Below are 14,086 nucleotides of genomic sequence, written 5' to 3' on the forward strand. Positions count from 1 at the left end.
CCGGTTGTTAATGTCATTAATGAACATATAACAACAATTATAAAAACCATAAAAGCCTTAACATTCATACCCCAAATAGAAGGTTCTTTTCTAAAGTGTTTATAATTCTTAATCTTTCTCATAGCCAGAAAGTATTTTAAAATTATAAACTTGTGGAACCTATATACTGATATAAACTAACAATAACCCCTACGATAACGCAGTAAAGAACAATGTTAAAAACACCCTTTTTCCAGTCGCCACCTTCTTTGGTAAAATGACCTAAATTAACTAGGGCAACAACTACAAATAGAATACATGCAACAATAGGAAATATTGATGAAATTTGTTGCTTAAGATTATTCGCTGGCGTCTGTAAATCAAGGTTCTGAGCAATAGAACTCTGTGCGATAGCAAAAGTCACTATCGACATATAAATTAATTTCTTTTTCATGGATTTTCTTTTTCAAAACCCAAGTTAAAATTTTTTTTCTAACTATACACTCCTTTTTATGTTAATTTTAAATTTTAACATTTAATACAATTTAAATATATTTATATATACATATATTTTTATATATTAAAAAGAAACTTTATTGTAATGGAAACCATATATCATATAATTTCAGAAAAATTTGAAACATAAATAATTAGTTCTGATATGTTAAAAGAATACTTATATTTGAAATATATAAAGCAAAACAAAGATTAAAAACATTCGCATATCTTGCTATAACTGCCCTTAGTGGCAATTTTACCAAACTAAATCTACATTGAAAAAGGCAATTTCATTCTAATTTCTATTTTTATAATATCAATAGTTTCTTTAATTATCTATTGGAATTTTCCATTTGAAATAACCAAAAAATCAGACATAAATTATGGAAACACTTTCATTGAAAATATAAATAAGTATAAAACCCAAAATAACAAACTTCCTGAAAATGATGATTGGAAAACTTTAAGAAAAATTGGATTTAAGATTGAAATGCTAGGAACAAATCCTAGTTATGAAACTAATGGAAACGACGAATTTGAAATTATTTTTCTCGAAGGATTTGATGGAACATATTTAATGTGGAATTCAAAAGAAAAAAAATGGAAAATTAGTTTTCCAACAACCTTCGTTAATAGTAATGACAAAGAAGAAAATACTAATCAGACGACTCCTCCCAAAATAAATGGTAGTACAATTTTATTTTTAAGGCCAAATAAAGGAAACGCCTCGAACCTGTTGTGTCATTTAAAAATTAGGTGGTGTTTACACTGCCTGCAAACGATGCCCTGCGTGTAAGGGGTTCGTTGTTATGTCCATAAGCTTTACGCATACGGATATGCGTTTTTGTTATCAGCTCTTTGAGTGTACCGATTTCGGTAAGGTTTAAGTTTTCGATTTCGTCCAAATTGATTAGCATACATTCTGCCAAGTGTATCAAGGTATCTTTATTATTTGGCTTGATTGTCACCGAAAACATATAATCCTTTAAAGACTTTGATATCAGCTTTTCTATCCACGTTGTTTTTCCTACGCTTTGTTTTCCGCTGAATACGATTACGGTTTGGTTGGTTACTTTTTCGTTGATTACGCAGGCTACCATTGCGACAAACCATTTTTTGAAACATACCTGCCATAAATCCTGATTTGTGCTGATAATGGTGTTGGCAAGCTCTGTGATGTAGTCGGTTTCATCTTCATTGTTTGGCAGGTTATCAAAATAATTTTGAATGGGTCGAACTGTTCGCAATAATCGGAACGTAACAAATTACGTAATGTATTGATGTTGCATTTTACTTTTGCTTTGAGTATTTCTCTCAATATGGAATTTTCTACAAAATCCGTTACAGATTTCAAAACGTAGCTTTTGTAGCCTTGTATTCCAATTTTCCCGAAACTACGTTATAGCGAAAGTTATAACGGTAGTTTAAAAAGGTTTCTAACCTATCTATGAAGCTCGGTTTTTCTTCTTCCTCGTCTGTATCTGTGAATGAATTTACTATGACTGCAACAAAATCATTTATATTACCGTCAATAATGGGTTTGCCTTCTGTAAATAATTCCCTGTGGAGTTGGTAAAATATATCTACCAACTGATTGATGTTACAGTTTATTTTCAGCTTATTGAACGGAATGCCGTTGGTATTCTTTTGCATCTGTTGTTTAGAAAATTTATCGGTTAAACGAAATAAATGCTGTATCTGGTCTATCTCTTTTTGGCATTGGTCTGAATAATCGGGTAGTTTTGGATTGATGAAATCTAAGCTTGCCTATTTATAATCAAACTTTTCATTGGTCAAAAACATTATCTTATCTGTATAATCCCCCATACGGTTTACTTTACTTTTTACTTCCCTAAATAAAAAAATCACTCCTCACACTCGGCATTGATCTATTGCATTGGTGGTTTGGTGTTGGTGTGTCGTTTTCTTAATACTTCTAATTCTTTGCGTTTGCTTTCTATAATAGTATAGCATTTCATGATCCGCCTACGCTTGGTAGTTGTAACAAATGATTCTTCATTTTCTGAAATCAGTTTTTCAAATTTGTTCAATCATTTTATTGGGTCTTCCACAAAATCGCAATGATGTGAAAAGAAATCAGGGAACTTGGCATCAGGGAATTTCAATATTTTATTTATCAACTCTTGGCAATAGGTGACATTATCCATTGCTTTTTCTTCCCATATATCAAACAAAACATTTTCGGATTGTTCTTATAAAAATGCCGTTTGTTCTGTAAACTGAACTACTTTTTTTTTTTATTGAAAAATTGTCGCTCGTAGTTTTAGTTTAAAATTTCATCCGCTGTATTCGTACCGCATTAAGGATAGCCAATAATGCTACACCCACATCAGCAAAAACAGCTTCCCACATTGTAGCCAATCCACCTGCACCAAGTACTAATACAATTCCTTTTACTACAAATGCCAAAGTAATATTCTGCCAAACGATTTTCTTTGTCTTTTTTCCGATGTTGATTGCCACAGGAATTTTGCTTGGCTTATCGTCCTGTATGACCACATCCGCCGTTTCAATGGTGGCATCGCTTCCCAAACCGCCCATTGCGATACCTACGTCGCTCAATGCCACAACGGGAGCATCGTTCACGCCATCGCCAACGAAAGCAACACTTTCGCCTTTGGCTTTGATTTCTTTAACCCTGTTTACTTTATCTTCGGGCAATAAATCCCCGAAAGCATTGTCTATCCCTAACTGCTCTGCTACATACTTTACCACTGTACTTTTATCTCCGCTAAGCATAGTCGCTTTTACATTGAGCTTATGCAATAGATTTATGGTTTCCTGTGCATCTTCTTTAATGCTGTCGGCAATAGTGATGTAACCAACAAATTTGTTGTCGTAAGCCACGGCAATAGTTGTATAAACAATACTGTTCGGGTCTAAGTCATATTGTATTCCAAACTTGTTCATCAGTTTGAAATTCCCTACCAACAAATCCTTTCCATTTACGGTTGATTTCAGTCCGTGTCCTGCGATTTCCTCCGTATTTACCAAGCGGATTGTATTATCCGGTTTGCCGACGTACTCGTGAATAGCTGTCGCTACGGGGTGCGTACTGTGGCTTTCCAAAACATTGACCAATTGCAGAATTTCGTCTGGATTGAACGCTTTGTCAAATACCACTTCCTGAACCTTAAAAACGCCGGCTGTCATTGTACCCGTTTTATCCATTACCACATTTTGGATATTGGAAAGGGCATCTAAAAAGCTGCTTCCTTTAAACAGTATTCCGTTTCTGCTCGCTGCTCCAATACCACCGAAATAACCCAATGGAATACTTATAACCAATGCACAAGGACAAGAAATAACCAGGAATACCAAAGCTCTGTACAACCAATCCTTAAACTGATAATCTGTTATGAAAAAATAAGGCAGCACACAAATAGCAACCGCTAACAGTACCACGATAGGGGTATAGATTTTTGCAAACTTGCGGATAAACAATTCAGTCGGTGCTTTCTGTGAAGTGGCATTCTGTACCAATTCCAAAATTTTACTCAACTTGCTATCCGTATATGCGGTTGTAACCTTCACTTGTACAACGGTATTAAGGTTTATCATTCCTGCCAAAACCGTATCTCCTTTGGCTTTGGTGTCGGGTTTGCTTTCGCCTGTGAGTGCTGCGGTGTTGAACGATGCCGTTTCGGACAACAGTTCTCCGTCTAAGCCTAATTTTTCTCCCGGTTTAAGCTGTATAATTTCGCCAACGGCAACAGTTTCTGCCTTTACGGTTTGCGGTTCATTGTTTTTTAAAACGGTTACTTCATCGGGTCTTTGGTCAAGCAATGATTTGATGTTTGCTTTGGCTCTGGAAACCGCCATTGTTTGAAAAACTTCTCCAACGGCATAGAACAACATAACGGCAACGCCCTCGGGATATTCGCCAATGGCAAATGCCCCGATGGTGGCAATGCCCATTAAAAAGAACTCTGAAAATATTTCTCCCTTTCTGATGCTTTTCACGGCATCTGCCAATACAGGAAACCCGACGGGAGCATACGCTACCACATACCAAATAATCCTTACCCAACCTGTAAACCATTGCTGCGGAAGCCAATTATCCATTGTGATACCTGTAAGCAATAGCACAAGGGAAATAATGGCAGGAAGAAACATCTTGAAAACACTATCGTTACTGCCCGAATGTGAATGGTCGTGTCCGTCATCATCGCTATGGTCGTGTTGATGCTTTTCTTTTACCAACTCTTTTGCACCTGCTTGGGTGTAAATTTTTTCTTCCTGTGTGCAACAAGTCATTCTGCCTTGTGCATCATAGGTATGCTTATGATTTTTATCTGTATTTATCATAGCCTTTAATTTTTTAGATTTATTACACTTTTTTATTTCTTATTCTTTCCACGTTATTATTCATTATATGCCTCACGATGTTGCGAAAAATAAACCGCTTAAAAGCATTTAGCTTTTGCTGGTGCTTTGAATAAAAATCATCGGGCGTGACAAATACACCAAAATCCTGATTAATACCCTTGTCTTGAATAAACGTATTATTGAGGCTCCATTCAATCGGCGGGTTCTCAAAATTATCGGTGTAAACTCCGAAACCGCAGAAAGTGGTTTTGCAATCACTGTTCTGTTCCTGTAATTTTGTGAGGTACGGTTTATCCAAAATCACGCCCTCCAAAAAATACCATTGCTCGTTTACCCAAACTTCAACCCAGCTATGCAGGATGTTCTTAGGCGAAAGTTTGTACCAAATACCCGTAATAGCTCCTTTTTGCAAGGCTTTGTCAATTGTAAAACCGTGAATACGGTTCGGTATTCCCGTTGCTCTTAACAAAGCCATTAGCAAAGTTGCTTTTGTATTGCATTGTCCATAGCCGTCCTGCAATATTTTTGATGCCGGAATATCGTCCGAAACATTGTAGCCAAACTTTATTTCGTCCCGTACAAAATTGTATATTGCCTTTACTTTGGAAATAGTGTCCAAATTTCCCCAGCCCCTTTGCTCCAAAAGGCTTTGTATAGAAACGTTTGAGTAATCAAGAATTTTTGTTTCTTTAAGATAGGTGTCCATAATACATTTAAATTTATAGTAAAGTTACACAGGGAGAGCCTGCAATGCTATTGCAAACTCTCCTTTAAACAGTTCTCACAAACACCTTTACCAAATAATTTTATTTCGTCGATACGGTAATTCTGACTTCCATTCTGCGGTATTATGAAATCCTCCTTACAGGTCGTCTGTTTACAAATCTTACAATAGAAATGTAAGTGCCAATCCTTGTGTGTTTCTTCATCACACCCATCGTGGCACAAAATATACTTAACCGTAGTGTTCTCCTGAATGCTGTGTACAATGCCCTTTTCCTCAAAAGTTTTCAAAGTCCTATAAATCGTAACTCTGTCTGCTTTATAAAAATGGCTTTCGATTTCAGATAAGGACATCGCTGTTTGCTGTTTCTCCAAGAAATCGTACACCAATATCCGCATACTGGTCGGATTAGTATTCTTTGACAACAGCTTTTGTTCAATGCTTTTTTTCATTATATACTATTTTAATGACCGTGAGCGTGTTCTGCCGTATCATCCATTTTTGCATTCACAAAAAACGCACCTTTTACCACGATATGCGTACCTTGTGGAATTTCACTTACAGGCGTTATCGCCGTGTAACCCAATTGAGAAGCTCCTTTAACGACTTCTACTCTTACAAATTGAGTTCCTTTTTCCGAACCGTGGTCGTGAGCCTCGTCCTCTTTGTGGTCGTGTGGTTCTTCTTCCTGCTCCTTGACCAAAAAGATGTAATATTTCCCGTCAGCATTGACAATCGCATCGTTTGGCACAGCCGTACTTAGCACATCATCTGAACTTACCGTTCCGGTTATACTCATTCCGTCAATCAATCCTGTTTTATCTCCGGTAATTTTACTGTGAACCGCAATGGTCTTACTCTCTCCGCTAAAAGACGAACCAATACTATAAACTTCGGCAGAATAGGTCTTATTGGGGTTGTTGGTTACGACAAAATCTATTTTCTGACCTATTTTGATTAGGGGAATATCCTTTTCATATACCTGTAAATCCAAGTGCAATGCTGTGTTCTCTATTATTTCGGCAATAGGCGAAGACACATCTACATAGCTTCCGATTTTGGCAAAAACGTTACTTATCGTACCGCTTATCGGGCTTGTAACAACCAACGAGGATTTAAGGCTGGAATTTGACAAGGAAGCCGGATTAATGCCCATCATTTGGATTTGCTGGTTCAACGAGGATTTACGTGTTCTTAACGTATTCAATTCAGAAGTGGCACTTTGCAGGTTTTTCTTTGCACCTGCATTTCCCTCGTTCAGCTCTCTTTGTCTTACCACTTCCTGCTCTGCAAATTCTATCCTGCTATTGATGCTTAGGTATTCTTCCTGCAACTGTATGAATTGCGGATTGGAAATAGTGGCGATGACCTGACCTTTCCTTACGAAATCGCCTATCTCCACATTGAGGGATTTGATAACGCCACCAAACATTGAAGTTGCATTTGCCTTGTTGCTGTTGGGTACTCTCAATCCACCGTTGGCTTTCAATGTTGCGGATAATTGTTTTTGCTCAATAGAGCCGATTTCGACACCTACGGCTTTCATCTGTTCATCGGTCAGTACGGCAACGTTTTCTTCTTCTTCTTCGTGTTCGTCCGTTGTTGTTGCTGCTTCGCTGCCGTGATTATGTCCGTCGTCCTCCGAATGTTTATTTGTACAAGCATTCAAAGCAAAGATGGCTACGAGGACAAAAACGCTAAAAACTATATTATTTGTGATACGTTTCATATTTTGTATTATTTACTGATTAATGAATGGATAAGCGTTACAGCCTCGTTGATTTGCTGTATGCTCTTTAAATAATTAAGCTGAATGTCGGTTGTTGTCTGCAAGGCAAAGAGGTATTCCACATAAGAAATATCTCCGGTACTGTACCCTAACTTTGCCGCATTGATGATTTCATCAGCATTGGGAAGTGCCTGCTCCTTGAAATAGGTAAACTGTGCAACATTCTGTTCGTATTGTTTCAGGGCATTTGCCAATTCCGTTTTTAGCTGCTCCTGCTGCCATTGGGCATTCAGTTCCAATGATTGTTTCTGATAGTCAAGGGAACGGATTTTTGCTTTGGTGGTTGTAAAAATGGGGATTGTAATACCTACATCAACAAAACTAAACCGCTGTCCTCTGCCATAAAATTGCTCTACACCATTTTTACTGTGCATTCCTATCAGCGATATGTTATTATAGCCGAACGTAAAATCAGGCAGGCTGTTTGCCCGTTCCAATTTCTTGTTCTGTTCAGCGATTTTAGCCTCCTGATACAATAACTGAATGCTTGGATGGTTTTCAATAGCTGAACTGTCTATGAAAGAAGTTAACAGTAATGGTACATAGTCGGATTTGGGTTCAATGGCAAAATCTTCCTGTGTCTGCATCAGGTTTTTAAGGCTCTGATAGGCATTCTGCCTGAAAACCTCGTTTTGCTGGAGCAATATATTTATTTCCCCCTGTTTGGTAACAGCCGTACTGACTTCAATCCGTCCTATATCTCCCGTTTTATACCGGAGTTCCGCAACACGGATAAAGTCGGCATAAATACTATCCAAATGCTTCAAAACCGAAGCATTATGCTCCAAATACTCTAACTGATAATAATAGGTTCTTACCTGCTTTTTCAGTTCATTTTCTGTCAAAGCCTTTGACCATTCCTGCCCTTTGACCTGCTCTTTGACAAGGCTTTTCTTTACCCCAAAAAGTGTCGGAAAGGGAATGGTCTGTGAAATTTGGAAACCGTCATTATATTCAAATCCCTCATTATTCCCGTATTGGAAGTTTACATCGGTCTTCGGTAGTTCATACGCCGTCTTGCTAAGGCTTTGGGCAGATTGAATATCCATATTTTTGGAACGTAGCTGAGGGTTGGTCTCCACAGCTACTTCAATAGCTCTATCTACACTCATCGGAGTTTGTGCCTTACCGTTTTGAGAAAAACCCAAGAACACAAACAGCAACAGCACGGGTGCTATGGCTTTCGTTTTACTATTTTTCGGAGGTTTTTGGTTTCTCATAAATACGAGGTACAGCAATGGCAGGACGAACAATGTCAGGGCAGTTGCCGAAATCAGTCCACCGATAACCACGGTTGCCAACGGTTTTTGTACTTCTGCACCTGCACTTGTACTCAACGCCATTGGTAAAAAACCTAAACTTGCCACAGATGCCGTCATCAATACAGGTCTAAGCCTTGTTTTAGCTCCCTCGATAATTCTCGGAATAATCTCGTTCCAACCCTCTTTTTCCAGTCTATTGAACGTGGCAATCAGTACAATCCCATTCAGAACAGCAACACCAAACAGGGCGATAAATCCGACACCTGCTGATATGCTGAATGGCATATCCCGCAATAACAGGGCAAATACGCCTCCAATGGCACTCATCGGGATAGCTGTATATACCAAAACGGCTTCCTTAAACGAATGGAATGTGAAATACAACAGGATAAAAATCAAAAGCAATGCGATAGGTACAGCAATCAGCAATCTGTCGGTAGCTTTTTGGAGGTTCTCAAACTGACCACCATAAGTAAAATAATAACCTGTCGGTAGCTTAATCTGTTCAGCCAATTTATCCTGAATTTCATTGACAACGCTGGCTACATCCCGCCCCTGTACGTTGAAGCCGACATATATCCTGCGTTTACCGCCTTCACGGCTGATTTGTGCGGGCCCTAATTTGTAATCAATGTTTGCAACCTGTGAAAGCGGTATTTGGTCGCCGTTTGGTAGTGGGATAAACAGATTGCTCACATCCTCAATGGAACTGCGGTGGGCTTCATCAAGCCGTACCACCAAATCAAATCTTCGTTCGTTTTCATAAATCACACCTGCTGATTTACCTGCGAACGCAGTGCTGACAATATCGTTTATTTCCTGTACATTCAAGCCGTAATTGGCTATTCGGGTACGGTCATATTCGATATTGATTTGGGGAAGACCTGCTACCCGTTCTACCTGCGGAGCAGTCGCACCTTCTACTGTTTGAATAATAGCATTCGCTTTATTGGCATAAACCAACAAACTGTCGAGGTCTTCTCCGAATATCTTAACGGCTACATCCTGCCTGATACCTGTCATCAGTTCATTAAACCGCATCTGTATCGGCTGATTGGCTTCAAAGAATACACCGGGAATAACTTCAAGTTTCTCCATCATTTCATTGGAAAGCTCGTCATAGGATTTTTTTGTTTTCCATTCGTCCTGCGGTTTTAGGATAATCATCAGGTCGGTCGCTTCGGGAGGCATCGGGTCGGTCGGTACTTCGGCAGCACCTGTCTTGCCTACGACCATTTTTACTTCGTCAAATTCCTTGATTATTTTAGATGCCTGCATAGAGGTTTCCACGCTTTGGCTTAACGATGTTCCCTGTGGGAGGATACAGTGGAAAGCAAAATCGCCCTCGCCCAATTTTGGCAGGAACTCTCCGCCCATCCGTGAAAAAAGGAATAGGCTGATTGTAAAAAGTCCAACGGCAATCGCAATAACCACATATTTTATCCGAATGGCTTTTTCTAACAAAGGCTTATAAACACCTTGCAGATAGTCCATCATTTTGTCTGAAAAATTCCTTTTGGTAATCGGTTTCTTAGACAGACACAAGGCACTCATCATCGGGATATAGGTAAAGGACAAAATCAGTGCTCCCAATATGGCAAAACTTACGGTCTGTGCCATTGGCGTAAACATTTTCCCCTCTATACCGACCAAAGTAAGGATAGGGATATACACGATAAGGATAATAATTTCTCCAAACGCCGCACTTGTACGGATTTTTCTTGCAGATTCATACACCTCCTCGTCCATTTCTGTCTGCGTAAGTTTCTGTGTGGATTTCCGTAAGCCCAAATGGTGCATTGTCGCCTCAACGACTATCAGGGAACCGTCCACTATCAATCCGAAATCAATAGCCCCCATACTCATCAAATTGGCACTCACACCAAATAGCCGCATCATTCCCAATGCAAAAAGCATTGATAACGGTATGGCGGACGCTACGATTAAACCAGCCCTGAAATTCCCTAAGAAAATAATTAATACAAATATTACGATTAAAGCTCCTTCAATAAGGTTTTTTTCGACAGTACTTATGGCTCTATCTACCAAATTCATTCTATCCAAATAGGGTTCTATGACCACATCTTCGGGCAGGGATTGTTGGATAACCGGTATTTTTTCTTTGATGTTTTTTACGACAGTGGCAGTGTTTTCTCCCTTGAGCATCATCACAATACCTCCCACAGCATCTACCTCGCCGTTATAGGTCATTGCACCGTATCGGGTAGCGTTCCCGAATTTCACTTCAGCTACATCTTTGATGAATACAGGAACAGTCCCTGTATTTTTAACGACGATATTTCCTACATCTTCCAATGAAGTAACCAGACCAATCCCGCGAATAAAGTAAGCATTGGGCTTCTTATCGATATATGCACCTCCGGTATTTTGGTTGTTGTTTTCGAGGGCGGTAAAAATATCGGAAATACTAACGTCCATTGCCTTGATGCGGTTTGGGTCGATAGAAACTTCGTACTGTTTAAGCAAACCACCGAAACTATTGACTTCTGCAATTCCCGGAGTACCGTAAAGTTGTCTGGCAACAATCCAGTCCTGCATTGTCCGCAAATCCATTGCGGAATATTTGTCTTCACTGCCTTCTTTGGGATGAAGAATATATTGGTACACTTCGCCAAGACCTGTACTGACAGGAGCAAGTTCAGGTGTTCCAATCCCGTCAGGTATCTGGTCTTGTGCTTCTTTCAGCTGTTGGCTTACTAACTGTCGTGCAAAATAAATATCGACATTATCTTGAAAGACAACGGTTACAACAGATAATCCAAATCTTGAAACACTTCTTATCTCTTCTACTTTTGGAAGATTAACGATACTTTGCTCTACGGGAAATGTTACTAATTGTTCTACTTCTTGTCCTGCCAATGTAGGCGACAGGGTAATAATCTGAACCTGATTGTTTGTAATGTCAGGTTGGGCATCAATGGGGATTTGCTTGGCACTCCATACCCCCCAAATGATGAGAAACAAGGTCATCAATCCTATAATGAACTTATTCTTTATAGAGAATTTTATAATATTATCTAACACTTTTTGTTACGATTAATGATGAATTAATAATGATAAAATCATAGTGATTATGTTTTTTGGCAATATAAATAGCCCAAAAGCCGAGCTAACGCTGTTTGCGTCAAGCTGTAATCACTAAAACATTAAAAATTAAGCATTAACCTTTGGCGGTTGCCAAATTTCCCCCAGATAGCGGGATATAAAGGTAGATTTATAATAAACTTTTGGCTTAGATAAATTAAAGGTCTTTATCTTACCTATATTAAAAACGTTCCATTGAAGAACTACTCCGGAAACTACTCCACAACAACCGCATAAACAAAAAGGTGTACATAAGTCGCTCTCTGTATGGTCGTGAGTATCCTGATGTGTTATTTCAGTAGAATATTCCTGGTTATTAAATACCTCTTTTTCATACATATCGGCACACGGCATTAGAAATAACGCCATCATAAAAAGTGCCAGTATGGAAGAAAAGACTTTCATATTATTTTGCAAAGTTAGTAAAAAAGTAATGCAATGGCATTGCATTGTTACAGATAACAGTGCTAAAATTAAACGGACAATTAGCACCCCGACACGCTGACCTACCTATGTTTTTTATTTTTTTTTGCGATCCGCATAATTAATAGAAGCGAATCAAGGACACAAAAATCAACAAAAAATCCGCCGTAAATGGGACATTTTTTGCCAACGCCACCGAACGAAAAAATTTATATCTTTGCAATAAGATAATAAATGACAAAACAGATTTACATATTACTCATAGCATTGCTTGGTTTCTTTTTGACACCAACACTGACTTATGCTTGTAGTAAATCTCACACACAAACTGAAAAATCTTGTTGCGACAAAAAAACTTCACAGACAGACAAAAATGACTGTTGCAAAAATAAAAGTTCGCATAACCAAAAAGACAATGACGATTGTGGGGGCAAATGCGGACATTCATCTTGCCATTGCCCTACAGTTAGTTTTAGTTTTATTCCTTTTACACCTGAACTCAAATACAACTTATTAGTTGTTGTTCAAAAACAATTCTTTCTTTATTCAGACACATACATTTCTTCGGGATTTTTCTCCATTTGGCTACCGCCTAAAATAAGCTAAAACCATGGCTTAACAGCCATAGGTGTGTCTTGTCAAAAGCTGTTGCGGCTTTTGTAAACCCCCTATTTATAGCAATTATTTAGAATTTCAAACAGAAATGGGTTTGCTAATGCCCCATTTGCTAAAATGTAATTATTATGAAATCATTATCAAAAATAGTGATGGTAATCGCTGTATTACTATCATCAATAAACAGCTTCGCACAGATAAAAAATGCGAAAACAGAAACCGTAAAAATTTATGGTAATTGTGGTATATGCAAAACCACTATCGAAAAAGCAGGTAACGTAAAAAAGGTAGCCAGTGTGGATTGGAACAAAGATACCAAGATGGCTACGCTCACTTATGACGGCAACAAAACAAATCAGGACGAAATCCTAAAACGTATCGCTTTGGCTGGTTATGACAGTGAGAAGTTCCGTGCGCCGGATGATGTATATGCGAAACTGGCTGGCTGCTGCCAGTATGATAGACCTTTAAAGACTGTTGCCAAAAACAAAGAAACAGGAATGGATATGAACTCCGGACATAGCAATCACAACCATAGTGAAATGACAGCACAAGGTAACAAGGATGCAACTCAAAATCAATCACAGTTAAAACCTGTATTTGACAGCTACTTTTCGGTTAAAGATGCTTTGATAAAAACAGATGCGGCAACCGCATCCGCTAAAGCTGCTGAATTGTCTGCATCTATTAAAGCAGTTGATATGAGTAAGCTATCGGCAGAAGAGCATACTGTTTGGATGAAAGTAATGCAAGACTTAGCAGCTAAGGCAGAAAGTATTTCAAAATCAAAAGATGTTGCAAAACAGAGAAATGATTTTGCTACACTCTCGGGCAATATCTACGCTCTGGCTAAAGTATCCAAGCAGGATGCCCCCGTTTATTACCAACATTGTCCTATGTACAATGGCGGGGCAAACTGGTTAAGCAAAGAGAATGCAATTAAAAATCCGTATTACGGCGCACAAATGCTTACCTGTGGCAGTACTGTTGAAACCATCAAACAATAAGTCTGAAAGCTATGGTACAGTACAATGATATGGTGCAGGCTCTCAATGAACTTAAACAACGTGGGTACGATATGGATTTTAGTCTGTTGCCAGACTGCCTGTACTGCGCATCAAATAGCCTTAAACTAAAGCCGGAAAATTTTACGGTGGTAGAAACACATCGTTTTGAAAGCCTCGACAGCAGTCCTGATAACAATGCAGTGATTTATGCCATATCGTCCACTGACGGTAAGAACAAAGGAGTTCTTGTTGATGCCTATGGTACTTATGCCGAAGAAATGACCCATGAGATGGCAAAAAGATTAAATACATATCACTTTTAAAACCTTTTGTT

General features: G+C 38.6%; 12 protein-coding genes. 2 read left to right on the plus strand and 10 right to left on the minus strand.

Going from position 1 to position 14,086, the window contains the following annotated elements:
* Window positions 1–142: 142 nt before the first annotated feature.
* The 10 genes from MG290_RS14655 to MG290_RS14700 form a co-directional block, all read right to left on the minus strand.
* Window positions 143–433, minus strand: a complete 291-nt coding sequence (locus tag MG290_RS14655) for a hypothetical protein (RefSeq protein ID WP_264563285.1) — start codon at window positions 431–433, stop codon at window positions 143–145.
* Between the two features lie 796 nt (window positions 434–1,229).
* Entirely contained in the window at window positions 1,230–1,724 is a 495-nt protein-coding gene (locus MG290_RS14660) for a virulence-associated E family protein (RefSeq protein ID WP_264563284.1), read from the minus strand.
* Window positions 1,725–1,827: 103 nt separating this feature from the next.
* Complete coding sequence (locus MG290_RS14665; protein ID WP_264563283.1) at window positions 1,828–2,130, minus strand: hypothetical protein; 303 nt, start codon at window positions 2,128–2,130, stop codon at window positions 1,828–1,830.
* Between the two features lie 236 nt (window positions 2,131–2,366).
* Window positions 2,367–2,528, minus strand: coding sequence for a hypothetical protein (locus tag MG290_RS14670; protein ID WP_264563282.1), 162 nt, complete (start codon window positions 2,526–2,528; stop codon window positions 2,367–2,369).
* 238 nt (window positions 2,529–2,766) lie between these two features.
* Window positions 2,767–4,806, minus strand: coding sequence for a heavy metal translocating P-type ATPase (locus MG290_RS14675; RefSeq protein WP_264563281.1), 2,040 nt, complete (start codon window positions 4,804–4,806; stop codon window positions 2,767–2,769).
* A 22-nt stretch (window positions 4,807–4,828) separates the two neighbouring features.
* On the minus strand, window positions 4,829–5,533 hold the full coding sequence (locus tag MG290_RS14680; RefSeq protein WP_264563280.1) for a transglutaminase-like domain-containing protein: 705 nt from the start codon (window positions 5,531–5,533) through the stop codon (window positions 4,829–4,831).
* Between the two features lie 47 nt (window positions 5,534–5,580).
* The gene (locus tag MG290_RS14685; RefSeq protein WP_264563279.1) at window positions 5,581–6,003 is read right to left on the minus strand and encodes a Fur family transcriptional regulator; all 423 of its coding nucleotides are present in this window, start codon (window positions 6,001–6,003) and stop codon (window positions 5,581–5,583) included.
* A gap of 11 nt (window positions 6,004–6,014) precedes the next feature.
* Window positions 6,015–7,280, minus strand: a complete 1,266-nt coding sequence (locus MG290_RS14690) for an efflux RND transporter periplasmic adaptor subunit (RefSeq protein ID WP_264563278.1) — start codon at window positions 7,278–7,280, stop codon at window positions 6,015–6,017.
* An 8-nt stretch (window positions 7,281–7,288) separates the two neighbouring features.
* Window positions 7,289–11,647, minus strand: a complete 4,359-nt coding sequence (locus MG290_RS14695; RefSeq protein WP_264563277.1) for a CusA/CzcA family heavy metal efflux RND transporter — start codon at window positions 11,645–11,647, stop codon at window positions 7,289–7,291.
* A 129-nt stretch (window positions 11,648–11,776) separates the two neighbouring features.
* On the minus strand, window positions 11,777–12,112 hold the full coding sequence (locus tag MG290_RS14700; protein ID WP_264563276.1) for a DUF6660 family protein: 336 nt from the start codon (window positions 12,110–12,112) through the stop codon (window positions 11,777–11,779).
* A gap of 761 nt (window positions 12,113–12,873) precedes the next feature.
* On the opposite strand from MG290_RS14700, the gene MG290_RS14705 reads away from it, so the two are divergent.
* A complete protein-coding gene (locus tag MG290_RS14705) occupies window positions 12,874–13,752 on the plus strand; it encodes a DUF3347 domain-containing protein (protein WP_264563275.1) in 879 nt (292 codons plus the stop codon).
* Window positions 13,753–13,763: 11 nt separating this feature from the next.
* The gene (locus tag MG290_RS14710) at window positions 13,764–14,075 is read left to right on the plus strand and encodes a phosphoribosylpyrophosphate synthetase (RefSeq protein ID WP_264563274.1); all 312 of its coding nucleotides are present in this window, start codon (window positions 13,764–13,766) and stop codon (window positions 14,073–14,075) included.
* Window positions 14,076–14,086: the final 11 nt, after the last annotated feature.

The sequence above is a fragment of the Flavobacterium sp. CBA20B-1 genome (genome assembly GCF_028473145.1).
Lineage (GTDB): Bacteria > Bacteroidota > Bacteroidia > Flavobacteriales > Flavobacteriaceae > Flavobacterium.

What these genes read in the sequence shown, in the direction of transcription:
- MG290_RS14655 (WP_264563285.1), bottom strand. Translation starts at nt 433, where the DNA reads ATGAAAAAGAAATTAATTTATATGTCGATAGTGACTTTTGCTATCGCA.
- MG290_RS14665 (WP_264563283.1), bottom strand. Translation starts at nt 2,130, where the DNA reads ATGCAAAAGAATACCAACGGCATTCCGTTCAATAAGCTGAAAATAAAC.
- MG290_RS14675 (WP_264563281.1), bottom strand. Translation starts at nt 4,806, where the DNA reads ATGATAAATACAGATAAAAATCATAAGCATACCTATGATGCACAAGGC.
- MG290_RS14680 (WP_264563280.1), bottom strand. Translation starts at nt 5,533, where the DNA reads ATGGACACCTATCTTAAAGAAACAAAAATTCTTGATTACTCAAACGTT.
- MG290_RS14685 (WP_264563279.1), bottom strand. Translation starts at nt 6,003, where the DNA reads ATGAAAAAAAGCATTGAACAAAAGCTGTTGTCAAAGAATACTAATCCG.
- MG290_RS14690 (WP_264563278.1), bottom strand. Translation starts at nt 7,280, where the DNA reads ATGAAACGTATCACAAATAATATAGTTTTTAGCGTTTTTGTCCTCGTA.
- MG290_RS14700 (WP_264563276.1), bottom strand. Translation starts at nt 12,112, where the DNA reads ATGAAAGTCTTTTCTTCCATACTGGCACTTTTTATGATGGCGTTATTT.
- MG290_RS14705 (WP_264563275.1), top strand. Translation starts at nt 12,874, where the DNA reads ATGAAATCATTATCAAAAATAGTGATGGTAATCGCTGTATTACTATCA.
- MG290_RS14710 (WP_264563274.1), top strand. Translation starts at nt 13,764, where the DNA reads ATGGTACAGTACAATGATATGGTGCAGGCTCTCAATGAACTTAAACAA.